Annotated in this window: 23 protein-coding genes; 9 read left to right on the forward strand and 14 right to left on the reverse strand. The window is 71.1% G+C overall.

Annotated features, from left to right (window positions below):
* Positions 1–21 precede the first annotated feature (21 nt).
* The 6 genes from BKK80_RS25710 to BKK80_RS25735 all read right to left on the reverse strand — a co-directional run bounded on the left by BKK80_RS25710 (position 22) and on the right by BKK80_RS25735 (position 6,296).
* Positions 22–1,377 (reverse strand): acyclic terpene utilization AtuA family protein, encoded by a 1,356-nt coding sequence (locus BKK80_RS25710; RefSeq protein WP_071039824.1) that lies wholly within the window; start codon positions 1,375–1,377, stop codon positions 22–24.
* A 67-nt stretch (positions 1,378–1,444) separates the two neighbouring features.
* Positions 1,445–2,428, reverse strand: a complete 984-nt coding sequence (locus tag BKK80_RS25715) for a Bug family tripartite tricarboxylate transporter substrate binding protein (RefSeq protein WP_071071835.1) — start codon at positions 2,426–2,428, stop codon at positions 1,445–1,447.
* A gap of 284 nt (positions 2,429–2,712) precedes the next feature.
* A complete protein-coding gene (locus BKK80_RS25720) occupies positions 2,713–3,066 on the reverse strand; it encodes a mechanosensitive ion channel protein MscS (protein ID WP_071020826.1) in 354 nt (117 codons plus the stop codon).
* Positions 3,067–3,236: 170 nt separating this feature from the next.
* Positions 3,237–3,677: a hypothetical protein gene (locus tag BKK80_RS37245; protein WP_071071837.1), complete on the reverse strand. Its 441-nt coding sequence runs from the start codon at positions 3,675–3,677 to the stop codon at positions 3,237–3,239.
* A 259-nt stretch (positions 3,678–3,936) separates the two neighbouring features.
* Positions 3,937–5,349: an NTP/NDP exchange transporter gene (locus BKK80_RS25730; RefSeq protein WP_071071839.1), complete on the reverse strand. Its 1,413-nt coding sequence runs from the start codon at positions 5,347–5,349 to the stop codon at positions 3,937–3,939.
* Between the two features lie 23 nt (positions 5,350–5,372).
* Complete coding sequence (locus BKK80_RS25735) at positions 5,373–6,296, reverse strand: aldo/keto reductase (protein WP_071071841.1); 924 nt, start codon at positions 6,294–6,296, stop codon at positions 5,373–5,375.
* Between the two features lie 289 nt (positions 6,297–6,585).
* On the opposite strand from BKK80_RS25735, the gene BKK80_RS25740 reads away from it, so the two are divergent.
* Genes BKK80_RS25740 through BKK80_RS25755 form a run of 4 tightly spaced genes read left to right on the forward strand, consistent with a single transcriptional unit; the run spans position 6,586 to position 9,938 of the window.
* On the forward strand, positions 6,586–7,449 hold the full coding sequence (locus BKK80_RS25740) for a branched-chain amino acid ABC transporter permease (protein WP_197524079.1): 864 nt from the start codon (positions 6,586–6,588) through the stop codon (positions 7,447–7,449).
* Positions 7,446–8,480 (forward strand): branched-chain amino acid ABC transporter permease, encoded by a 1,035-nt coding sequence (locus tag BKK80_RS25745; RefSeq protein WP_071020816.1) that lies wholly within the window; start codon positions 7,446–7,448, stop codon positions 8,478–8,480. Before BKK80_RS25740 ends, BKK80_RS25745 begins: the two co-directional genes overlap by 4 nt.
* Positions 8,477–9,229, forward strand: coding sequence for an ABC transporter ATP-binding protein (locus BKK80_RS25750; RefSeq protein WP_071020813.1), 753 nt, complete (start codon positions 8,477–8,479; stop codon positions 9,227–9,229). Before BKK80_RS25745 ends, BKK80_RS25750 begins: the two co-directional genes overlap by 4 nt.
* Entirely contained in the window at positions 9,222–9,938 is a 717-nt protein-coding gene (locus BKK80_RS25755; protein WP_071071843.1) for an ABC transporter ATP-binding protein, read from the forward strand. The genes BKK80_RS25750 and BKK80_RS25755 overlap by 8 nt, the downstream gene beginning before the upstream one ends.
* Positions 9,939–9,980: 42 nt before the next feature.
* On the opposite strand, the gene BKK80_RS25760 is transcribed toward BKK80_RS25755, so the two are convergent.
* Entirely contained in the window at positions 9,981–11,171 is a 1,191-nt protein-coding gene (locus BKK80_RS25760; RefSeq protein ID WP_071039832.1) for an ABC transporter substrate-binding protein, read from the reverse strand.
* 250 nt (positions 11,172–11,421) lie between these two features.
* On the opposite strand from BKK80_RS25760, the gene BKK80_RS25765 reads away from it, so the two are divergent.
* On the forward strand, positions 11,422–11,697 hold the full coding sequence (locus BKK80_RS25765) for a hypothetical protein (protein ID WP_071020807.1): 276 nt from the start codon (positions 11,422–11,424) through the stop codon (positions 11,695–11,697).
* Positions 11,698–11,727: 30 nt separating this feature from the next.
* Here the strand turns inward: BKK80_RS25765 and BKK80_RS25770 are convergent, their stop codons facing one another.
* From BKK80_RS25770 to BKK80_RS25785, 4 genes are all read right to left on the reverse strand, one after another.
* Positions 11,728–13,092: a GntP family permease gene (locus tag BKK80_RS25770; RefSeq protein ID WP_071020804.1), complete on the reverse strand. Its 1,365-nt coding sequence runs from the start codon at positions 13,090–13,092 to the stop codon at positions 11,728–11,730.
* 230 nt (positions 13,093–13,322) lie between these two features.
* Positions 13,323–13,715: a RidA family protein gene (locus BKK80_RS25775; protein ID WP_071020801.1), complete on the reverse strand. Its 393-nt coding sequence runs from the start codon at positions 13,713–13,715 to the stop codon at positions 13,323–13,325.
* 82 nt (positions 13,716–13,797) lie between these two features.
* Positions 13,798–15,282, reverse strand: a complete 1,485-nt coding sequence (locus tag BKK80_RS25780; RefSeq protein WP_071071845.1) for an N-acyl-D-amino-acid deacylase family protein — start codon at positions 15,280–15,282, stop codon at positions 13,798–13,800.
* A gap of 1 nt (position 15,283) precedes the next feature.
* Positions 15,284–16,165 carry a MurR/RpiR family transcriptional regulator gene (locus BKK80_RS25785; RefSeq protein WP_071020797.1) on the reverse strand — a complete coding sequence of 294 codons (882 nt, stop codon included), beginning with the start codon at positions 16,163–16,165 and terminating at the stop codon, positions 15,284–15,286.
* A gap of 149 nt (positions 16,166–16,314) precedes the next feature.
* Here BKK80_RS25785 and BKK80_RS25790 point away from each other — a divergent pair, with 149 nt between their 5' ends.
* From BKK80_RS25790 to BKK80_RS25800, 3 genes are all read left to right on the forward strand, one after another.
* Positions 16,315–17,586, forward strand: coding sequence for an amino acid deaminase (locus tag BKK80_RS25790; RefSeq protein ID WP_071020794.1), 1,272 nt, complete (start codon positions 16,315–16,317; stop codon positions 17,584–17,586).
* A gap of 111 nt (positions 17,587–17,697) precedes the next feature.
* Entirely contained in the window at positions 17,698–18,645 is a 948-nt protein-coding gene (locus tag BKK80_RS25795) for a sugar kinase (protein WP_071071847.1), read from the forward strand.
* Positions 18,646–18,709: 64 nt separating this feature from the next.
* Positions 18,710–19,345 (forward strand): bifunctional 4-hydroxy-2-oxoglutarate aldolase/2-dehydro-3-deoxy-phosphogluconate aldolase, encoded by a 636-nt coding sequence (locus tag BKK80_RS25800; RefSeq protein ID WP_071020789.1) that lies wholly within the window; start codon positions 18,710–18,712, stop codon positions 19,343–19,345.
* A 90-nt stretch (positions 19,346–19,435) separates the two neighbouring features.
* Here BKK80_RS25800 and BKK80_RS25805 read toward each other — a convergent pair whose 3' ends face one another.
* From BKK80_RS25805 to BKK80_RS25815, 3 genes are all read right to left on the reverse strand, one after another.
* Positions 19,436–19,567, reverse strand: coding sequence for an entericidin A/B family lipoprotein (locus BKK80_RS25805; protein ID WP_071020787.1), 132 nt, complete (start codon positions 19,565–19,567; stop codon positions 19,436–19,438).
* Positions 19,568–19,722: 155 nt separating this feature from the next.
* The gene (locus BKK80_RS25810) at positions 19,723–20,934 is read right to left on the reverse strand and encodes a GGDEF domain-containing protein (protein ID WP_071020784.1); all 1,212 of its coding nucleotides are present in this window, start codon (positions 20,932–20,934) and stop codon (positions 19,723–19,725) included.
* Positions 20,935–21,390: 456 nt separating this feature from the next.
* Positions 21,391–22,698: a hemolysin family protein gene (locus BKK80_RS25815; protein ID WP_071020782.1), complete on the reverse strand. Its 1,308-nt coding sequence runs from the start codon at positions 22,696–22,698 to the stop codon at positions 21,391–21,393.
* A 125-nt stretch (positions 22,699–22,823) separates the two neighbouring features.
* On the opposite strand from BKK80_RS25815, the gene BKK80_RS25820 reads away from it, so the two are divergent.
* On the forward strand, positions 22,824–23,045 hold the full coding sequence (locus tag BKK80_RS25820) for a hypothetical protein (RefSeq protein ID WP_071020780.1): 222 nt from the start codon (positions 22,824–22,826) through the stop codon (positions 23,043–23,045).
* The last annotated feature ends 12 nt before the right edge of the window (positions 23,046–23,057 follow it).

The raw sequence follows: 23,057 nt of genomic DNA on the forward strand, positions 1-23,057 counted from the left end.
GGGACCTCGGGGTTCGGAGGGTCAGAGGAAATGGATGCGGGACGTCACCAGGCCGCGCGGCACCAGCGCGGACCACACGCCGATGATCTCGCGCGTGCGGTCCTGGTGCGGCACGCGCTTGCCGGTCGAGGCGAGGCCGCACACCGCCATGCTGTCGATTTCGCGGCCGACCTTGGCGGCCTCCTCGCGGGTGCGGGTGCGCGCGGCCACGCGCACCGCGATCTCGTTGGGCTCGCAGGCGGGCGCGGGCGAGGCGGCGCCATGGATGGCGTTGACGCCGAGGAAGTCGATGCGCAGTTCGTCGGCCTGCAGGCCGGCCATGGCGAAGCGGTGCTCGAGGATGGTCTTGGCCAGGCGCGCCTTGTCGAGGCAGCCGGGCCCGGCGTAGAAGAACATGTCCTCGCCGATGAAGCCCTCGGTGCAGCCCAGCGAGACCTTGAGCGTATCGGTGCACGGGCTGCCGGAGACGCTGTGGATGCGGACCCGGTCGGGCCCGGCCTGCTCCAGCACGGCGGTGGAGAAGTCGACCACCACGTCGGGTGTGATGTAGCGGCCGGGATCGTGGACCTCGTAGAACATCTGCTCCTTGACCGTCTGCAGGTCGATGCGCCCGCCGGTGCCGTCGACCTTGCCGATCACGGCGCTGCCGTCGGCATCGACCTCGGCGATGGGGAAGGCCAGGTTCCAGGGCTCCGGCACATCCTTGTAGCCGGGATCGCCGAAATAGCCGCCGGTGACCTGGGCGCCGCACTCCAGCAGGTGGCCGATGGCGCTGCCGCGGGCCAGCCGTGCGGTGTCGGCGGGATCCCAGCCGAAATGGTGGATCATCGGCGCCAGGAACAGCGAAGGGTCGGCGACACGGCCGGTGACCACGATCTGCGCGCCGGCGCGCAGCGCCGCCACGATCGGCGCGGCGCCCTCGTAAGGCTCGGCGCTGATCAGCGTGCCGCGCAGGCTCGCTACCGGTGCGCCGCTTTCCAGCAGCGTCAGCGGCAGGTCGCAGATGGTGCCGGTCAGGTCGGTGGTGGTGATGGCGGCGATCTTCACGCCGCGCAGCCCGAGTTCCTCGCACAGCTCGGCGATGCGCCGCGCCGCGCCGAGCGGGTTGATCCAGCCCTGGTTGGAGATGATGCGCGTGCCGCGGGCGATGCAGTCCGGCAGCACCGCGCGCATGCGCTCGTCCAGGTAGCTGTCGTAGCCGGCGAAGGCGGGGTCGCGCCGCTTGCGCACCTGTGCCGCGGAGACCGTGGCCTCGGCCATGGTCTCGAAGCACAGGTAGTCGAGCCGGCCGTGGCGCGCGCTGAGCGCGGCGGGTTCGACGCGGTCGCCCCACCAGCCCGAGCCCGAGCCGATGCGCAATGGTTGGGTGGAGGTCATGGTCTGGTACGGAATCCGAGGGTTGCAGGGAAGATGGCGCGCGCTGGCGCGGCGGAGCCGGCCGGCCTCACTGCACCGTGATACCGGCCTGGCGGATCACGGCCGACCACTTGGCGGTATCGGCCCGCAGGATGGCGGCGAAGGCCGCCGGACTATCGCCGCCCGGCTCGGCGCCGAGCTGCTGGATACGCTGGCGCACCTCGGGCAGCGCCAGCACCTTGGCCACGGCCTGCTGCAGCTTGCCGACGCGCTCGGCGGGCGTGCCGGCCGGCGCCAGCAGGCCGAACCAGGAATTGACTTCGTAGCCTGGCAGGCCCGACTCGGCGAAGGTCGGCACCTTGGGCAGCACGGCCGAGCGCTGCTTGCCGGTCACGGCCAGCGCGCGCACCTTGCCGGCCTGGATCTGCGCCAGCGCCGACGGCAGGTTGTCGAACATCAGGTTGACCTGGCCGGCGAGCAGGTCCGTCATGGCCGGGGCCGCGCCCTTGTAGGGGACGTGCTGCATGGTGATGCCGGCCATGCGGTCGAGCAGTTCACCGGACAGGTGGGGCGAGCCGCCGGTGCTGGTGGATGCGTAGTTGATCTTGCCCGGCTCGCGGCGGGCCAGCGCGATCACATCGGCGACCGAGCCCACCGGCAGGGTCGCGTTGGTCATCAGCACATTGGGGGAGTTGGCCACCAGCGTGACCGGGGCGAAATCGCGCGCGCTGTCGTAGGGCATGCGCGCGTACAGGAACTGGTTGGTGACCTGGGTGCCGAGCGTGCCCATCAGCAGCGTATAGCCGTCGGGCGCGGCCTTGGCCACCACCTCGGCGCCGATGTTGCCGCCCGCGCCGGGGCGGTTGTCGATCACCACCGGCTGGCCCAGCGCATCGCCCAGTTTCTGCCCGACCACGCGCGCCAGGATGTCGGTGGTGCCGCCGGGCGTGAACGGCACCACCAGCCGCAGCGGCTTGTCGGGGAAGGTTTCGGCACGGGCGCCGGTGCCGGCCAGCGTGGCGAGGACGAGCGCTGCCAGCAGCGCTGGCGCGCGGCGCGGGAGGTTCTGCATGGTTGTCTCCTTGCCGGAGTGTCCGCGGCGCCTGGGCCGGGTCTCCGGTCTGTTTCGATCAATGAAATCGTTGCCGGAGATGGTAGGCAGAGTCCTGCCGCCAGGTCAAAAAAGGCGCGGCTTTTTTCACTGAACGAAAAAAAGCCGCGCCGATCGGGGAGCGGATCGGCGCGGCGGGGGATCGAAGCGGGAAGGTTGCCTGCCGCAGGTGGCGGCAGGGACGGAGCAGGCCGGGTCGGCAGAGCCCTGGCTGCCGCCGGCGCCATGCCGGCGGGGCAAGGCGTTCAGTAGCCGTAGGAGACGGGGGCCGGATAGTAGCCCTGCGCTTGCGGCGCGCAGGGGACGTAGGCGCCCTGGTAGCCGTTGTAGCAATAGCCCGGGGGCACCTGTGGCGCGGCGTAGGCGACCGGCGCCGGCGGCGGGGCGTAGGCCGGCGCGTAGGCGACAGGAGCGGGCGCGATCACGGCCGGCGCGGCGACGGCCGCGCCGACTGCCAGGCCGACCAGGGCACCCACGGCCAGCGCGATGCCGGCGCCGCCGCCACCACCACGATAGCGCTCGTGGGCCGACGCCGGACCGGCGGCGAGCAGGGAGGTGCAGACCAGGGCGGCGGCGGTGATACGGATCAGGTTGCGCATGGCAGGCTCCTTCAAGAGCGGTGGGGCGATGATTGAATGATGGCCCAGGAACCGGCCGCGAGGTGTTTCCGCCGCGTGAGCAGGTGTAAGGCTTGTAACGGCAGCCTGCAAGACGGCGGGAGCGGGCCGGGCCGCCGCGCGCGCTCGCCGTCACCGGCCATCGTCAGTTCTCAGTTGCCATTGACGTACGGCGACGGCGCGCCGTAGTACGTCGCCGGCTGGGCCGGGCAGGGCACGTAGTCGGACATCGCATTGCTGTAGCAGTAGCCGTAGGGCGCTTGCGGCCCGGCGTAGTTGGCCGAGGCCGGGGCGGGCTCCGGCTTCGACGGCCCGGTCACCGCGGACAGCACTGCCGCGCCGACCAGCAGGCCCAGGCCGATGCCCAGCACGGCACCGAGGCTGGGACCGTCGCCACGGCGGTGCTGGCCGTGGCGATCACGGTCACGATTACGATCACGATCACGGTCGCGGTCGCGGTCGCGGTCGCGGCTCCAGTCACGGCCACGGTCGCGGTTCCAGTCGCGGTCGCGGTCGTAGGCCGAGGCCGATCCCGCGGCCATCATCGCCGCGCAGGCCAGGACAGTGGCAGTGATGCGGAACGGGTGCGGCATGGCGGTCTCCTCGGGGTCGGCCAGGCTTTGTCTTGTTCAAGTGCTGGATGGATCATGGGCCACGCTTCGGGTGTCAGGTGTTACCGACATGCGAATAGATGTAAGCAGGGCGGCCATGTCTGTAACAGATTGCTAGTACCTCACCCGGACGAGGGGAATGAAGCAGGGGAAAAGCGCCGGAGAGTGGCTGCAGAGGGGGGGCGATGCGGAGCGCAAGCGGCAGCGGAAGCGGGTCGACGGGGCGCGACGCAGCCAGGATTCAGCGCAGCGGGCCGCGCGCCTGCCGCCAGTCGCCCGCGGGTGCGGCGCCCGCCTGCCGTCCGCCGCCGTGCCGTTCGTGCCAGCGGCCCAGCCACCAGCCCAGTGCGGCCCAGGCGAGGGCCAGGCCGGCACCGGTCAGCGCCACCACGGCGGGGTGGCCGGAGATGGCGTCGATGGCGGTCTTGGCCCAGGCGCTGACCGCATCGCCGGCACGGTAGATGGTGGTGTCGATGACGTTCTTGGCCTTGTACTTGGTCTCGGCATCGACCACCGTGAACAGCATTTCGCGGCCGGGCCGCAGCAAGGCGTACTCGCCGACGCGGCGCAGCACCATGGCCCCGGCCAGCACGCCGAAGGTGGGCCACCAGGCCAGCACCAGGAAGCCGGCGGCGACGGCCAGCGGCACCGCTGTCAGCAGCACGCCCACGCCGTAGCGGCGGGCGATGCGGCCGGAGAGGAAGAGCTGCACGGCGATGGTCAGCGCCTGCACGGTGGCGTCGATGGCACTGAATACCTGGGTCTGCCGCACGCGGCTGGGGAAGGCCTGCGCCACCAGCCGGGCCTGCTCGAAGTAGAGGAAGGTGCTGGCGGTGGCCAGCAGGATCACGAACAGGCTGATGCCCAGCAGATAGGGCGAGCGCGCGACCAGCGTCAGGCCGCCCCACAGGCCGCCGCCGATCGGCCGGCCCGGATCCTGGGGCGCGGCACCGGCATCGCCCGCCACGGCACCGGCACCGGCACCGGCACCGGCGCGCCCGCGCCAGCGGAACAGCCAGCCGGTCGCCGGCACGGTGGCGGCCAGCAGGGCCGCGCAGCACAGCATCAGTCCGGTCAGGCCGATGCGCGGCACCAGCCAGGCGCCGGCCAGCGGGCCGGCCAGCCCGCCGGCGCTGGCGCCGGCCGCGAGCAGGCCGAACAGGCGCCTGGCCTGTTGCGGGCGGAACACGTCGGCCATCAGGCTCCAGCCGACCGAGACTACGAACAGGTTGAAGACCGACAGCCAGACGTAGAAGGCGCGCGCCAGCCGGACATCGTCCGGCGCCAGCCGCGTGGCCAGGGCGAAACCCAGCAGGTTGGCGACGAAGAAGGCATTGACCCAGGGCACGAAGCGCTGCCGCGGCAAGTGCGCGCTGCAGGCGCCATAGAGCGGGATGGCCGCCAGCATCACCGCGAAGGTGGCGGTGAACAGCCACTGCAGGTTCTGCACGCCGCCGGCGATACCCATGGTCTCGCGCACCGGCCGCAGCATGAAGTAGCCGGCGAACAGGCAGAAGAAGAACAGGAATCCGGCTGCCACCGCCGCGCCTTCGCCCGGCGCGATGCCGAGGCCGCGCCCGCGGCGCGGCGGTGGCGCGGGAGCCGGCGGGCCCTCGGGTGCGCCGGCGCCGGCAGGAGAAGCGGGGTCGCGCATGGCGGGGGCGGGGAGCCGGCGCTTCAGCCCAGCAGGGCCGCGATGCGCGCGCGCTCGCGCGCGTCCGGCATGCGGCCGCTGCCGGCGCCCAGGTTGTCCGCCATATTGCGCGCCTTGCCGGTGGCGGGCACGGCCGCCGTGACCGCCGGATGGCCGACCACGAGCTTGAGGAAAAGCTGGGCCCAGGAGGCGCAGTCGATCTCGGCCGCCCACGGCGGCAGCGGCCTGTCCTTGACCGCGGCGAACAGGCGGCCGTCCTGGAAGGGGCGGTTGACCAGTACCGCCACGCCGCGCTCCTGGCACAGGGGCAGCAGGGTCCTCTCCGCGCCGCGCTCGCCCAGCGAATAATTGCATTGGACGAAGTCGACGGGCTCGCTGCGCACGATGTCGGCGAGCGCATCCTGCGCGTCGTCCCGGTAGTGGGTGACGCCGGTGTAGCGGATGCTGCCCTGCTCCTTGAGCTGGCGCAGCCAGCGCAGGTTGTTGCGCCAGTCGATCAGGTTGTGCACCTGCAGCAGGTCGATCTTGTCGGTGCGCAGGTCGCGGCGCGACTGCGCCCACTGCGCTTGCGCGGGCTCGCCGGCCGGCGCCGAGATCTTGGTGGCCAGGAAGACCTTGCCGCGGCCGTGGGCGGCCTGCAGCAGGTCCCCGATGACCGCTTCGGCGTTGCCGTAGCTGGGCGCCGTGTCGAGCACGGAGCCGGCCTGTGCCAGCAGCAGCGCCATGACCTCGGCCAGCGGTGCGCGCTCGGCGGCGCTGCCGCCGACATCGAAGGTGCGTGCGCTGCCCATGCCGATCACCGGCAGCCGTTCGCCGCTGGCCGGGATGGCGCGCCGCAGGGGCCCGGCCGCTGCCGCGCGGCGCGGCAGGGCCGCGCCCAGGCCGCCGCCCAGGGCGGTGGCGAGGCCGGTGCAGAGGCCGAGGAAGCGGCGGCGGTCGACGGGCATGGTCTCCCTTGGCGCGGCGGCGATGCTCTGACCATAGCGGCTGCCGGCAGGCAAGTAAACCTGGGCGGGCGGGTGGCTCCGGGTCAACTCTCGATTGCCAAACCGGTTATCCAGTAGAACAATCGCGATCCAGAACGAGGCGAGGCCGGCACCACCCGGCGGGCCGGACGGAACGGGAGAGATGGATGGAATATTGCCAGCGGTCAGGAGCCCTGCCGCCCCGGCTTGACAACGGCCGTCGGCGCGCCGGGCCAGCGACCCGGTCCGCGCGGAGGGCCGGGCCGTGATACTGACCCGCATGCTCGGCGTGCTGTTCGACGGGATCGCCTACGGCAGCCTGCTGTTCCTCGTCAGCGTGGGACTGTCGGTCACCATGGGCCTGATGAACGTCGTCAACCTCGCCCACGGTGCTTTCGCCATGGCCGGCGGCTACCTGGCGGTGGTGCTGATGAGCCGGGCCGGGGTGCCGTTCCTGGCGGCGCTGCCGCTGGCCTTCGCCGGCGCCGCCGTGCTGGGCTGGGTGCTGGAGCGCACCCTCTACCGCCGCCTCTACCAGGCCAGCCACCTCGACCAGGTGCTGTTCTCGATCGGCCTGACCTTCGTCGCCATGGCCGGCGCCACCTACCTGTTCGGGCCGGGCCAGCAGCCGGTCGAGTTGCCTGCCATGCTGCGCGGGCAGGTGCGGCTGGGCGCGCTCGAGCTGGGTGTGTACCGGCTGTTCCTGATCGCACTGGTGGTGGTCATCACGGTGCTGCTCGGCTGGCTGGTGGCGCGCACGCGCTTCGGCGCCCAGGTGCGCGCCGCGGTCGACAACCAGCAGGCCGCGCGCGGGCTGGGCATCGACGTGGGCCGGGTGTTCAGCCTGACCTTCGCGCTGGGCTCGGGGCTGGCCGGGCTGGGCGGCGCGCTCGGCATCGACGTGCTGGGGCTCGATCCGGCCTTCCCGCTCAAGTACATGGTGTATTTCCTGCTGGTGGTGGCGGTCGGCGGCGCGGGCACGATCCGCGGGCCGCTGCTGGCCGCGCTGGTGCTGGGTGTGGCCGACGTGGCCGGCAAGTACTACGTGCCGGAGATCGGCGCCTTCGTGATCTACGCCATGATGGTGCTGCTGCTGGTGCTGTTCCCGGCCGGCCTGTATGGGAGGCGGGCATGAGTCCTATCGATGGAGGGCAGGAAACCGCCGCCTCCGTGGGCGGGCGCCGTGGCGCCGGCGCGGCGCCGGAGCTGCCGGATGGCCGCTGGCATCCCGCGGAAGCCGTGTTCTGGCTGCTGCCGGTGGCGGCCTTCTTCCTGCTGCCCGACTACCTGATGCTGGGCAGCCAGGTCCTGATCACCGGCCTGTTCGCGCTGTCGCTCGACCTGATCCTCGGTTATGCGGGCATCGTCTCGCTCGGCCATGCGGCCTTCTTCGGCCTGGGCGCCTATACCGCCGGCCTGCTGGCGGCGCATGGCTGGGGCGAGCCCTTGAGCGGCCTGCTGGCGGCGGCGCTGGCGGGCGCCGCGGCGGGTTGGGGCAGCAGCTTCCTGGTGGTGCGCGGCGGCGACCTGACGCGGCTGATGGTGACGCTGGGCATCGGCCTGATGCTGTTCGAGGCGGCCAACAAGGCGGCTTTCCTCACCGGCGGCGTCGACGGCCTGTCCGGTGTCAGCATGGGCAAGCTGTTCGGCCTGTTCGAGTTCGACCTGTTCGGCAAGACCGCCTACCTGTACAGCCTGGCAGTCACCTTCGGCTTGTTCCTGCTGCTGCGCCGGCTGACCCGGTCTCCCTTCGGGCTGTCGCTGCGCGGGCTGCGCGAAGGCGCGCGGCGCATGCCGGCGCTGGGCGTGGACGTGCCGGCGCGGCTGCGCGCCGTCTATACGCTGGCGGCGGCCATCGCAGCGGTGGCCGGCGGACTGCTGGCGCAGACCACGCAATTCGTCGGCATGGATGCGCTGGGCTTTCCGCGTTCGGCCGAATTGCTGGTGATGCTGGTGCTGGGCGGCACCGGCCGCCTCTACGGTGCCCTCGCCGGGGCGGCGCTGTTCATGATCGCGCAGGACCTGCTGGCCGGCATCAACCCGGTCTACTGGCAGTTCTGGATCGGCCTGCTGCTGATGGCGATGGTGCTGTTCGCGCGCGGCGGCCTGATGGGCGCGCTGGACGCCTGGCGCGCGCGTGCACGGGCCGGCAAGGAGCAGGCATGACGCGCGAACTGCGGACCGAAGGCCTGTCGAAGTCCTGGGGCGGCTTCCTCGCCAACAGCGAGGTCACGCTGCGCTTTCCGCCCGGCGCGCGCCATGCCCTGATCGGACCCAACGGTGCCGGCAAGACCACCTTCATCAACCTGCTGACCGGGGTGCTGGCGCCCAGTGCCGGCCGCATCTGGCTCGGCGACGAAGAGATCACGCGCCTGCCCCAGCACGCGCGCGTGCGGCGCGGCATGACGCGCACCTTCCAGATCAATACGCTGTTTCCTGGGCTGACCGTGCTCGAATCGGTGGTGCTGGCGGTCGCCGAGCGCACCGGTGCCTCGCGCATCTGGTCGCGCACGGTGGCCTCGCAGCGCGCGCTGGCGGACGAGGCGATGGCGGTGCTGGCGGCGCTGGGCCTGGAGCGCGAGGCGGACACTGTGACCCGCGCCTTGCCCTATGGCAAGCAGCGGCTGGTGGAGATCGCACTGGCGCTGGCCACGCGGCCGTCCATCCTGCTGCTGGACGAGCCGGCCGCGGGCATCCCGGCGGGAGAGAGCGCCGAGCTGTTCGCCGTCATCGACGCGCTGCCGGCCGATATCACGGTGCTGTTCATCGAGCACGACATGAACCTGGTATTCCGTTTCGCGCGCCGCATCACGGTGCTGGTCGGCGGGCGCGTGCTGACCGAGGGCACGCCGGCCGAGATCGCCGCCGATCCGCGCGTGCGCGAGGTCTACCTGGGGGAGGCGGCCCATGGCTGAACTGCTGCGCGTCGAAGGGCTGGCTGCCGGCTACGGCGAGGCCACCGTGCTGGAAGGAATCGACCTGGCATTGCAGGCCGGCGACAGCCTGGCGCTGCTGGGCCGCAATGGCGTCGGCAAGAGCACGCTGCTGGCCACGCTGATGGGCTTCACGCACCAGCGCGCGGGCACGCTGCGCTGGCGCGGCGCCGACCTGGCGCGGCTGGCCCCGCACCAGCGTGCCCGCGCCGGCCTGGGCTGGGTGCCGCAGGAACGCTGGATGTTCCCCTCGCTGAGCGTCGAGGAGCACCTGAGCGCGGTGGCGCGCCCCGGCTACTGGAGCGTGGCGCGCGTGTACGAGTTGTTCCCACGCCTGCAGGAGCGCCGCGCCAACCTGGGCCACCAGCTGTCCGGCGGCGAACAGCAGATGGTGGCGATCGCGCGCGCGCTGATGACCAACCCGGCGCTGCTGCTGCTCGACGAACCGATGGAAGGGCTGGCGCCGATCATCGTGCAGGAACTGCAGCGCGTGATCGGCCGGCTGATCGCCGGCCAGCGCGCCGGCGAGGCCGGCATGGCCGTGATCCTGGTGGAGCAGCATGCGCGCCTGGCGCTGTCGATGACGGCCCGCGGCATGGTGCTGGAGCGCGGGCGCGTGGTGCATGCCGGGACCAGCACGGAACTGCTGGCGGATGCCGGGCGGCTGGATCGCTTGCTGGGGGTGGGGTAGGGAGCAGGGCCGGCGTTGGCTGCCGTCCCTGCTGCCGTCCCGCTACTTGCCGGAGTCCTTGACTTCCGGGAACTTGTCGAACTCGACGTTCTGCAGTTCGCCGCCGACCTTTTCCACGCGGCGGATGTACACCGTCTGCACCACGTCGCGCGTGGCCGGGTCGATGTAGATCGGGCCGCGCGGGCTGGCCAGCTTCATGCCCTTGAAGGCCGCCATCATCTTGTCTGCATCGGTGCTGCCGCCGTTCCTGCGGATCGCTTCGTAGATCGCGGCCATGCCGTCATAGGCGGCGACCGCCATGAAGTTGGGGCGCCCGGCGCCGGGGTTGGTTTCGGCGAAAGCCTTCAGGAAGGCCTTGTTCTCGGGCGAGTCGTGCGCCATCGAGTAGTGGAAGGAGGTGATCACGCCCAGGGTGGCGTCGCCCATCGCCGGCAGCACGTGGTCGTCGGTCAGGTCGCCGGTGGCGATCACGCGGATGCCCGCATCGGCCAGGCCGCGCTCGCGGAAGCCCTTCATGAAGGCGACGCCCTGCTCGCCGGCCGGCAGGAACAGGAATACGGCCTCGGGGCGCGCGTCCTTGATGCGCTGGATGAAGGGGGCGAACTCGGGGTTGCGCAGCGGCACCCGGATCGATTCCACCACCTGGCCGCCGCCGCCGATGAAGTTGGTCTTGAACGCGGTCTCGGCATCGATGCCGGGCGCGTAGTCGGCCACCAGGGTGACCACCTTGCGCAGTTTGTTCTTGACCGCCCAGGCGGCCATCGGCGCCGACACCTGGGGCAGGGTCATCGAGACGCGCGTGATGTAGCTGGATTTGGTGGTGATCACCGACGATGCCGCGTTCATGATGACCATCGGCTTCCTGGCCTGGTCCGCCACCGGGGCCACCGCCAGCGCTTCGGGCGTGAGCCCGAAGCCGGCCAGGATGTCGACCTTGTCGCGCACCACCAGCTCCTGCGCCAGCCGCTTGGCCACCTCGGGCACGGGCCCGGTGGTGTCTTTCAGGATCACCGTCACCTTGCGGCCCGCCACGCTGTCGCCATGCACCTTCTGGTAGGCCTTGATGCCGCCCTCCATCTGCTTGCCGTAGTCGGCGAAGCTGCCGGAGAAGGGCGCGATCAGGCCGATCTTGACCGGTTCGGCCGCGCCGGCGGCGGCTGGCAGCAGGGCGACGGTGCTGAGCGTGGCGGCGGCCAGGACGGCGGCCGCGCGCAGCAAGGGTGCAGGCTTCATGGAATGGTCTCCTGGTGGCGCGGCTCGCATGGCCGCATCGACCTCGCAGTGTAGGGGCGGGCGCGCCACATGACAATGCCGGCCTTGCCGGGGGGACGGGCCGTGCCAGTGCGCCATGCGAAAGCCCCCGGATCGAAAGACACCCCCGATCGGCCGCGCCTCCAGGCCGTATGCTCGGCTGTGCTTTCTCTGGCGCAATGGACTAACATGCCCGGCGGGACCATCATCTGCCACGCAGCGGGAGTCAGCCATGGCCAAGCGGGAACGCAGCGCGCGCGTGCTGCAGGAAGAAGCGAGCCGGCGCATCCAGAAGGTCGACGAGATCGCCGACGAGGGCGCCAGGATCCGGGTGCCGCTGCCCCAGGCGCATCCGCGCGACGCGCGCGGGCGCAACTGGGACATCAAGGGGATCGGCAAGGGGTCGGGCCACGAGCGTGCCGTGCGCGAGGTGGTCGACCGCCTGCGCGACGAGTTCGACCTGGGCGAGGCGCCCGCCGGCTCGGCGCCGAATCCCTTCGGCGACTGAGGCGGCCGCGGGGCGCGCCGGCGCGGGGCCTCAGCCCAGCAGCGTGGCCAGGCCCAGCGTCAGCAGCAGGGCCACCACCGAGATCACGGTTTCGCAGACCGTCCAGGTCTTCAGGGTCTGCGGCACCGTCATGTTGAAGTACTCCTTGACCAGCCAGAAGCCGCCGTCGTTGACGTGCGACAGGATCAGCGAGCCGGCGCCGGTGCTCAGCACCAGCAGTTCCGGGTGGGTGCCCGGCACGCTGGCGGCGATCGGCGCGACGATGCCGGCGGCGGTGGTCATGGCGACCGTGGCCGAGCCGGTGGCGATGCGGATCAGCACCGCGACCAGCCAGCCCAGCACCAGCACCGAGACGTTGGCGCCGGTGGCCACGTCGACGATGGCGTTGGAGATGCCCGAGTCGCGCAGGATGCGGCCGAAGCCGCCGCCGGCGCCGACCACCAGCGTGATGATGGCGACCGGCGCCACGCATTCGTTGGTGAACTTGAGGATGGTATCGCGGTTGAAGCCGCGCGCGCGGCCGAAGGTGTACAGGCTGACCAGCACGGCAATCAGCAGGGCCATCACCGAATTGCCGATCAGCTTGACGAAGTCGTTGGCGAAGGTCTTGGGCGTGGTGAACAGGTCGGCCCAGCTGCCCAGCAGCATCAGGAACACCGGCAGCAGGATGGTGAAGACGGTGATGCCGAAGCCCGGCAGCTCGTGCGAGGCCTTGACGCCTTCGTCCTCTTCGGTGAACTGCGCGGCGAGCGGGTTGACCTCCGGCAGCTTGACGTAGCGGTCCATCAGCTTGGCGAACAGCGGGCCGGCGATGGCCGCGGTCGGGATGCCGACGATCAGCGCGTACAGGATGGTCCGGCCGATGTCCGCGCCGTAGGCGGTCACGGCCAGCAGCGCGGCCGGGTGCGGCGGAATCAGGCCGTGCACCACCGACAGGCCGGCCACCATCGGCAGGCCGACCAGCACCATCGAGGTGCCGGTGCGCTTGGCGACGTTGAAGGCGATCGGGATCAGCAGCACGAAGCCGACCTCGAAGAACACCGGCAGGCCGACGATGAAGGCGATGGTGACCATTGCCCAGTGCACGTTCTTTTCGCCGAAGAAATCGATCAGCGTGCGCGCGATGCGCTCGGCGCCGCCGGACTCGGCCATCATCTTGCCGAGCATGGTGCCCAGGCCCACCACCAGCGCGATGTGGCCGAGGGTGCCGCCGACGCCGGCCTCGAAGGACTTGATGATGTCGCCCATCGGCATGCCGACGGCAAAGCCGAGCAGCACCGAGACCGTCACCAGCGTGATGAAGGGATTCAGTTTGTAGCGTGCGATCAGCACGACGAGCGCGATCACGGCGATCAGCGCATAGACCAAGAGCGTGGTTCCGGTGACGGCACCCATATTGTCTCCTTGTATGGCACGGCTCCCGGCCGTGCACTTCCGCTGCGGATGCGGCCGCGCCCTGCGCGGCGCCGCGCGCCGGCATGGGCGCCGTGCGCAGGGCGCCGCCCGGCGGGGCGGCTGCGATGGAAAGCTGAAAAAAAGAAAAAGAAAAGGCTCGAATCAGGCCGTGCCGGCGCCTGCTGCAAGGCTCCCGGGCCATCCGGGGCGCCCGGCACGGCTACGCCGCTTCAGGCTGCCGGCTTCTTGTAGGCGATGCAATCGACCTCGACCTTGCAGTCCACCACCATGCTGGACTGCACGCAGGCGCGCGCCGGCGGATTGGCGCCGAAGTATTCCTTGAAGACCTTGTTGAACGAGGCGAAGTCGCGCGCGTCGTCCAGCCATACGCCGCAGCGCACCACGTGCTCCGGCCCGTAGCCGGCCTCGGCCAGGATGGCGAGCACGTTGCGGATGGCCTGGTGGGTCTGGGCCACGATGCCGCCGTCGATGACTTCGCCGTCGACCATGGGCACCTGGCCCGAGACGTAGAGCCAGCCGTCGGCCTGCGTGGCGCGCGCGAAGGGCATGTGCTGGCCGCCGGTACCGGTGCCGCCTTCGACGCCGTATCGTTTGATTTCCATGAGGACTCCTGTGAGGCTGTGTCTGAATCCGAAACTGTGTCGGGATGGAGGGTGAAAGCGGGCAGGGCGCGCGTCAGCCGCGTCAGCCGCGGGGGGCGCCGATGCTGGCGCCGCCCTCGCTGCCACGCGCGAGGAAGCGGCCGGCCCGCGTGCCGGTGGGCTGGCGCTCGTGCCAGGACAACTCGCCGTTGACCCAGACCGCGGCAATGCCTTCGGCGGGCTGCATGGGGTCGGCGAAGGTGGCCGCGTCGCGGATGGTGTCGGCGTCGAACAGCACCAGGTCGGCCCAGCAGCCTTCGCGCACCAGGCCGCGCTCGCGCAGGCCGAAGCGCTCGGCCGGCAGGCCGGTCATCTTGTTGACGGCCACTGCCAGCGGGAACAGTTCGCGGTCGCGCGCATAGTGGCCGAGCACACGCGGGAAGGCGCCCCACAGCCGGGGGTGGGGCAGCGGATCGTTGGGCAGGCCGTCGGAGCCGATCACCGTGGCGGGGTGGCTGAGGATGCGGTCGACGTCGGCGTCCTCCATGCAGTGGTAGACCGCGCCGGCCGGCCGCAGCCGGCGCGCGGTCTCGTGCAGGTCCAGTTCCCACCCGGCCGCGATCTCGGCCAGCGACTTGCCGCCCATCTCGGGGTGCGGCTCGGACCAGGTCACGGTGATGTCGAAATCGCTGGTGACCTGCTTCAGGTCGAGCGTGGAGGAACTGGCGGTGTAGGGATAGCAGTCGCACCCGACCGGCTGCCAGCGGCGTGCGGCGTCGAGCGCGTCGAGCACTTCGCCGCTGCGGCCCCAGTTGGGCACGCCGGCGCATTTCAGGTGCGAGATCACCACCGGCACGCGCGCGTGGCGGCCGATGCGGAAGGCCTCGTCCATGGCGTCGAGGATCTCGGCGAACTCGCTGCGCAGGTGGGTGGCGTAGAGCGCGCCGGCCTGCGCCAGCGGTTCGGCCAGGGCCAGCACCTCTTCGGTCGGCGCGCAGAAGGCATTGGCATAGGCCAGACCGGTGGACAGGCCCAGCGCGCCATGCTGCAGGGCGTCTTCGAGCTGGGCGCGCATGGCGGCGATCTCGGCGGCGCTGGCGGCGCGGTCGAGGCGGTCCATCTGGTTGCTGCGCAGCGCGGTGTGGCCGACCAGGGCCGCCACGTTGACGGCCGGGCGGGCGCTGGCGATGGCTCGCACGTAGCTGGCGAAATCCGGGTAGCGGAAGGCATCGGCCTCGCCGAGCAGGTTCATCGGGTCGGGCGGGTCGCCGCGCAGCGCGACCGGTGCCGCGCTGATGCCGCAGTTGCCGACGATGACCGTGGTCACGCCCTGCGACAGCTTGGGCGTCATGTCCGGCTGGCGTACCACATTGGTGTCATCGTGCGTGTGCACGTCGATGAAGCCGGGGGCGAGCACGAGGCCGTGGCCTTCCACCACGTGCGCCGCGGCATCGGGGTCGATGGCGCCGGCGGCATCGATGCGGGCGATGCGGCCGTCGCGCACGGCCACGTCGGCCAGGCGCGCCGGCGCGCCGGACCCGTCGACCAGGGTCACGTTGCGGATCAGGGTGTCGAAGGCATGCGGCATCTCAGTCTCCCAGCGGTTGCCTGCCGTCGCCGCGGGGGCCGCGGTGCGCGTCCAGCACGTACTTCAGGCGGCGCAGCCGCTCTTTGTTCGGTTCCTGCTGCAACAGCGCCAACTGGGTGGCGAGCACGTCCATCACCAGCATCATGGCGTAGCGCGAGGCGGACGGCTTGAAGATGAAGTCCGTCTCCAGCGTGCGCAGCGGCAGCAGCACGTGCGCCCGCCCCGCCAGCGGCGAGCCGAGCGCGGTCACGGCAACCAGGCGCGCGCCATACTCCAGCGCGACATCGCAGCTCGCCAGCATTTCCGGCACCTCGCCGGTGGCCGAGAAGGCCAGCACCACGTCGTCGCGGTCCAGCGTGGCCGCCACCATCTTCTGCAGCAGCGCGTCCTGGTAGCTGGCCACCGGCCGGCCCAGCCGCGCCAGGCGGTAACGCGCCTCGTCCGCCATGAAGGTGGAGCCGCCGCCCATGCCGAAAGCGTAGATCATGCGCGCCCCGAGCAACAGGCGCGCCGCCTGCTCGATGCGTTCGGCGTCCAGCAGTTTCAGGCTGGCGTCGAGCGAGGCGACCGCGTCGGCGTGGATGCGGCCCGCCAGCGTGTCCTGGGCGTCATCGGACGCCGGCGCCTGCAGGAAGCGCTGGCCCACGGCGGTGGCCTGGGCCAGGCGCAGCTTCAGGTCGCGCACGTCGCGGCAACCGATGGCCTTGGCGAAGCGGGTCACGCTGGCCTCGCTGACGCCGGCCTGGCGGGCCAGTTCGTTGATGCTGGCGGCAGCGGCGCCGCCAAGGTCGGCGAGGATGACCTGCGCCACCTTCTGCTCGGCCAGGCGCAGCGCGGGGCCGCGCTCGGCGATGCGGGTGAGGATGTCGAAGGGGGCGGTCATGGCGGGGAGGGCGGCGCTTGCCGGGCGAGGCTGGCGCCGCTTGCGTGTTACTTTATAACAAGGATGAAATATCGTAATTTCAAGGCTATGATTACGTCAATCGGAAAATTGACGGACCCGCCTGGGGCCGTGCAGAGGTGACAGTCAGCATGCGTGAAATAAAGTACCAGACGGGCATGATCGACCCGCTCAACAAGGCGCTGGGCAAGCTCGAGGCGCCGCTGGCGCCGGCCGAGGCGGCCGCGGGCCAGGACTGGAGCCTGCTCGACGAATCATTGAGCCTGCCGGCGGCGGTGCTCTACGAGTCACGGCTGGCGCACAACCTGGCCTGGATGCGCGGCTTCGTCGAAAGCTACGGCATGCAGCTTGCGCCGCACGGCAAGACCACCATGGCACCGAAGCTGTTCGCGCGCCAGCTGGCGGCCGGTGCCTGGGGCATCACGCTCGCCACCGCCCACCAGACCGCCGCGGCCCACGCCCATGGCGTGCGCCGCGTGCTCATGGCCAACCAGCTGGTGGGACGCCGCAATATGGAGATCGTGGCCGACCTGCTGCGCGATCCCGGCTTCGAATTCTTCTGCCTGGTCGATTCGCCGGCGCTGGTCGACCAGCTCGGTGCCTTCTTCCAGGCGCGCGGCCAGACCCTGCAGGTGCTGCTGGAACTGGGCGTGGCGGGCGGGCGCACCGGCGTGCGCGACGCGGCCCAGCAGGAAGCCGTGCTGGCCGCGCTGGCGCGCTGGCCGCAGGCGCTGTCGCTGGCGGGCGTGGAACTGTACGAGGGCGTGCTCAAGGAGGAGGCCGATATCCGCGCCTTCCTGCAGCGCGCGGTGGCGGTCACGCGTGAACTGCTGGCGGCGGGACGCTTCGGCCGCAGCCCGGCGGTGCTGTCGGGCGCCGGCTCGGCCTGGTATGACGTGGTGGCCGAGGAATTCGCTGCCGCCGGCACCGGCAACGCGGTGGACCTCGTGCTGCGCCCGGGCTGCTACCTGACCCACGACGTGGGCGTCTACCGGGCCGCGCAGGAGCGTATCCTGGCGGCCAACCCGGTGGCCCGCCGCATGCAGGAAGGGCTGCTCCCGGCACTGCAGGTCTGGGCCTACGTGCAGTCGATGCCCGAGCCGGATCTCGCCATCATCGGCATGGGCAAGCGCGATGCCGCCTTCGACGCCGGCATGCCGATCCCCGCACAGCGCTATCGTCCGGGCACCGCCGCGCCGGTCGAGGCGCCGTCGCATTGGGCGGTCACCGGCATGATGGACCAGCATGCCTACCTGCGCCTGCAACCGGGCGATGACCTGCGCGTGGGCGACATGATCGCCTTCGACATCTCGCACCCTTGCCTGACCTTCGACAAGTGGCGGCATATCCCGGTACTGGACGACCGCTTGCGTGTGGTCGACGTCGTGCAGACCTTCTTCTGAACGGGACTGGCCGCGGGGAGCCCCGAGGAGTCCCTGTAGTCCCTGTGCAGGCCCCTTCGGGACCGACGCTCCGGCAGACCCCTGCGGAAGAACATCAAGGATGAGCGCATCATGAGCATCGACATACTCGCCTACGGCGAGCCGCTGGTCGAATTCAACCAGCAGCCCGACCGGCCCGGCCACTACCTGCAGGGCTTCGGCGGCGACACTTCGAATTTCTGCATCGCCGCGGCGCGCCAGGGCGCCAGCACCGGCTACCTGAGCGCGGTCGGCGAGGACGGTTTCGGCGAGCGCCTGCTGGCGCTGTGGACCCACGAGCGCGTCGACACGCGGCACGTGCGGGTCGACCCCGCGGCGCCGACCGGCGTCTATTTCGTCAGCCACGACCACCGCGGCCACCGCTTCGACTACCTGCGCGCCGGCTCGGCGGCGAGCCGCTACAGTCACGAGCACCTGCCGCTGGCAGCCATCGCCGAGGCGCGCTACCTGCACCTGTCGGGCATCAGCCTGGCGATCAGCACCAGCGCCTGCGACGCCGGCCTGGCTGCCATGGCACACGCGCGCAAGGCCGGCACCCGGGTCTCGCTCGACACCAACCTGCGCTTGCGGCTGTGGCCGCTGGCGCGGGCCCGCGCCATCATGCGCGAGGCTTTCGCGCTGACCGATGTCTGCCTGCCGAGCTGGGACGATATCAGTGTGCTGACCGGCCTCGACGACCGCGACGCCATCGTCGACTACCTGCTCGGCTGCGGCATCGGGCTGGTGGCGCTCAAGCTGGGCGAGGAGGGCTCCTATGTGGCGACGCCCGACGCGCGCACGCTGGTGGCGCCCCATCCCGTGCATCCGGTCGATGCCACCGGCGCCGGCGACTGCTTCGGCGGCTGCTTCATCGCGCGCCTGGCCGCCGGCGACGATCCTTTCGCGGCGGCGCGCTATGCCAACGTGGCCGCGGCCTTGTCGACCACCGGCTACGGCGCCGTCGCACCCATCCCCGCGGCGGAAGCCGTGCTGGGACGGCTGGGCAGCCCGGTGGCGCTGCCCGCCCAGCCCTTCGCCTGAGCCCGTCCGAGCGGACTTTCCCGCCCCCTAGACCGTAGACAGTAGACCGACCCAACCGACCGCCATGCAAGCCAATTCCTCCCCTCTGCTCACCCGCCTCGATGGCGTGCCCGTCATCCCCGTGCTCGAATTCGCCTCGGTTGACGAGGCGCTGCACGTCAGCGAGGCCTTGATCGCCGGCGGCCTGCCGGTACTGGAAATCACCCTGCGCACGCCGGTGGCGCTGGACGCCATGCGGGCCGTGGCCGCGGCCTTTCCGCAGGCTTGCGTCGGCGCCGGCACGGTGCTCAACGCCGCCCAGCTCAAGGCCGTGCGCGAGGCTGGCGCCCAGTTCGCGGTGTCGCCGGGTCTGACGCCGGCGCTGGCCGTCGCCGCGCAGGGCGAGGGCATCGCGCTGCTGCCTGGCGTGGCGACCGCCAGCGAGGCCATGGCGGCGCTCGAGGCCGGCTTCTCCTTCCTGAAGTTCTTCCCGGCCGAAGCGGCCGGCGGCGTGCCGATGCTGAAATCGCTGTACGGCCCCTTCGCGCAACTGCGCTTCTGCCCGACCGGCGGCATCAACGCGGCCAAGGCGGTGGAATACCTGGCGCTGCCCAATGTGGTCTGCGTGGGCGGTTCCTGGATCGTGCCCAAGGACGCGGTCGCCGCCGGCGACTGGGGCCGCATCCGCACGCTGGCGCAGCAGGCGTCGGCGCTGCGTTGAGCCGCGGGCAAGGGAAAAGAGAAAAAAGAGAAAAGAAAAGCCGGGCAGGAGCCCGGCTTGGCGACGCGTGCGCGGCCGATGCCGCTGCGCCTACTTGGAGCGGTCCGCCGCGCTTTCCAGCTTCTGGCCACCCTTCTGGATATCCTGACCCAGCCCGGCCATCGTATTGCAGCCGGCCAGCAGGGTTGCAAGCAGTACAAAGCCAATCCATCCTTTTTTCACGCCAGGCTCCTTCCTTTCGATGCGAACAGTGATTGGGCGCCGATTTTACCGTCGGCGCGCGGTCTCATTGACGCACGAATGTGCCAATTTGTAACTTGGCGGAAGACCGGCTGGACAATGGCGGCCGGACTGTGCGAGAAGGCGTTCCTTTCCGCTCAGCCGCCGCGGGCCGAGGCCAGCAGGTCGCGGGCACGCTGGTCGAGGGTGGCGTGGATCTGCGGCAGCCAGCGCGCGGGGAAGGGCTGGGCCAGCAGGTAGCCCTGCATGCTGGTGCAGCCCCAGCGGCGCACTTCGTCGAGCTGCGGGCGCGTCTCGATGCCTTTCGCGCAGGCGCCGTAGCCGGCGTCGCGCGCCAGGGCGCAGGCCGCCCGCAGGCCAGCCGCGACCTCCGGACCCTGGGCCGGGCTGCCGAGCTGGCGCGCGTCGAGCGTGACCAGGTCGGGACGCAGCAGGCCGAGCGCATCGCGGCAGATTTCCGTATCGGTGAAGTCGCCCAGGGCAAGCTGAACACCCGCGCGGCGCAGAACCTCGAAGCGGGCGCCGAGCAGGTCGCTGGCGCGTACCGCGTCCGGGCAAGGCACCTCGATGCAGACGCGCGCGCCCTGCACGCCCAGCCTGCCGATGGCGGCGCCGAGTTCCTCGATCAGGTGTTCCCGGTGGAGCTGGGCGCCCGGCGCCGGAAAGTGGAATTGCACCGGAACCGGAAAGGAAGCGGCCGCCAGCAGCGGCAGGGCATCGTTGAGAATCCAGCGCGCGACGTCGCCCATCAGGCCGAGCGCCTCCAGCGCCGGCAGGAAATCCTGCGGCGCGACCCGGCCGAATGCGGCGCTCTGCCAGCGCAGGCGCACCGTGTAGCTGTCGACGCTGGCCGCATCCGCATCCAGGCGCGCGCGCGGCTGCAGGTTGATGGCGAACTCACCGCGTTCCAGCGCCTGTGGCAGGGCGGCGAGCATGGCCGCCGGCAGCGGCGGCGCGGCCACCGAGCCGGCGCTGGCGATGGCGTCGCCCCCGCGCCTGGCCACGCCGAGCATGGTGTCGACTGCCCGCTGCAGGCAGCGTTCGGCGGGGCAGCCCGGCTCGCCCAGCGCCACGCCGATGCTGCAGGAAAGGAACAGCTCGAAGCCGCCGACGGCCACTGGCCGCGCCAGTGTGTCCGCCACGGCGCGGGCCAGGCGCAGCGCTTCCGGCTCGCCGCCATGCAGCGGGGTGGCGATGGCGAGGTCGGCTTCGCCCAGCCATTGCAGCAGCGCGTCGGCCGGGAGCACCGCGCGGGCCCGCTCCAGGATGCGCGCGCGCAGCTTGTCGCTTATGGCGGGTCCGAGTGGCAGGCGGGCATGGGCGAAGCGGTCGAGGCGGACGGCCAGCATGGCGAGCCGCGCCTCGGGGCCGGGCGAGCCCGTGCCGGGGCCGGCGGCAGGTGTCGGGCCCAGCCGGCATGCCGCCGCGAGAAAGGCGGCGTGCCCGCGGGCCTCGGCAAGGCCGGGCGCCATCCCGGAGGGGGACGGCGGGCAAAGCGATGGCGGATAAGGTGGTCGAGCGGCCTCGTCTTGAGACATGGCGGAATCCTGACGGCGGTGGCGACACCTGGCTGCGCGGGCTCGTGCACTGCAGGTTCCCGCCATGCCGCGCTGCCGCCGGGAGCCGCGGGCGCGCGTGGCGCGCCCGCTCTCCGATCATACGGCACCGGCGCTATTTCACCACGAGGGCTGGCCCGGATGGCGGAGGCGGAATGACGGGTTCCTGACCGTGGTCAATTCCTCCGGGCGGGGCCGCAGGGCGGGATCCTGGGGGCCGAAGCGCGGGGGCGAAGCGCAGGGCCGAACTCAGGCCGTGGTGTCGGACTCTTGCTCGGGCGGTACGGGGGTGGCCAGCACCTTGTCGATGCGCTTGCCGTCCATGTCGACGATCTCGAAGCGCCAACCGCCCCATTCCACGCTGTCCGTGGTCTGCGGCAGGCGGCCGAGCAGGAGCAGCAGCATGCCGGACAGCGTGTGGTAGCGCTCCTTGGCCTCCTCGGGGACATAGCGCAGGGCCAGGCGGTCCTTCATTTCCGGGATCGGGATCAGGCCGTCCAGCAGCCAGGAGCCGTCCGCGCGCTGCACGGCCCACTCCTCGTCGGCGCTGGTGGGCTTGAATTCGCCGGTGATGGCCTCGATCAGGTCCTGCAGCGTGACCAGGCCGAGCACCTCGCCGTACTCGTCGATGACGAAGGCGATCTGCCCGCCCGACGAACGGAAATTCTCCAGCAGTTCCATGCCGGTGACGCTTTCCGGGACGAACACCGCCGGTTGCAGCACCGCGGTCAGGTCGGTCTGCTCGCCGCGCAGGCGGCGCGCGAGCAGTTGGCGGGCGCTGACCACGCCCAGCAGGTCGTGCATGCCGCCGCGCACCACCGGGAAGCGCGAATGATCGGAGGTCTCGATGCGGCGCAGGTTTTCCTCCAGCGTCGCCTCGACGTCCAGGCAGACCACTTCGCCGCGCGGCACCATCAGCGAGGTCAGCTGGCGGTCGTCGAGGCGGAACACGTTGCGCACCATGGTGTGCTCCTGCTGTTCGATGACGCCGGCCTCGGAGCCTTCGATCAGCAGGGCGTGGATTTCTTCTTCGGTCACGGCGGGGCCGCGCGCGCCTTCGACGCCCAGCACGCGCAGCATCAGCCGGGTCGAACCCGACAGCAGGCGCACCAGCGGTGTCGAGGCCGTGGCCAGCCAGGAGATCGGGCGCGCGGCGATGCGCGCGATCGACTCGGGCGCCAATTGGCCGAGCCGCTTGGGTACCAGTTCACCCAGCACGATGGAAAAATACGTCAGGCCCGCGACCACGATGGCCGTGGCCACATAGCCCGCGGTGGTGGCGGGCAGCCCGAATCCCTGCAGCCAGACGCCGAACGGCTGGGCCAGCGTCGACTCGCCGACCACACCGTTGAGCACGCCGATCGACGTGATGCCGATCTGCACGGTGGAGAGAAAACGGGTCGGGTCTTCGCCCAGCTTGACCGCGGCGATCGCACCGCGATCGCCTTCCTCGATGCGGCGCTGCAGGCGCGCCTTGCGCGCTGTCACCAGCGCGATCTCGGACATGGCGAACAGGCCGTTGAGCAGAATCAGCGCCAGTAATATGGCAATTTCCATCAGGGTGCGCGCCCTTTGCGCGCGGGGGTGAAAAACGTCAAGGATACCATCCGCGCATGTCAGGCCGGAGTCATCTGCGGGCATGTCCTATGATGGCCGAGAGCGGACCCCTGGAGGAAACAGCCATGGAACGGCGTTTCGAGTATGGCGGCTATGCGGTGCTGGCAAGGGCGGTGCCGGCCGGGCAGGGCTATCTGGGCCTGGCGGTGATCGCAGATGCCTTCGGCGAAGAGGCTTCGGTGCCGACCCACAGCCAGGAGGTGGGGGTGGCGCCCACGGCCGAAGCGGCGCTGGCCCTGGCCGAGGCGGCGGCGATGCGCGCCATCGACGCGGGCGAGGTGGAGTGATGATGCCGGCAT

The organism is Cupriavidus malaysiensis, assembly GCF_001854325.1.
GTDB lineage: Bacteria > Pseudomonadota > Gammaproteobacteria > Burkholderiales > Burkholderiaceae > Cupriavidus > Cupriavidus malaysiensis.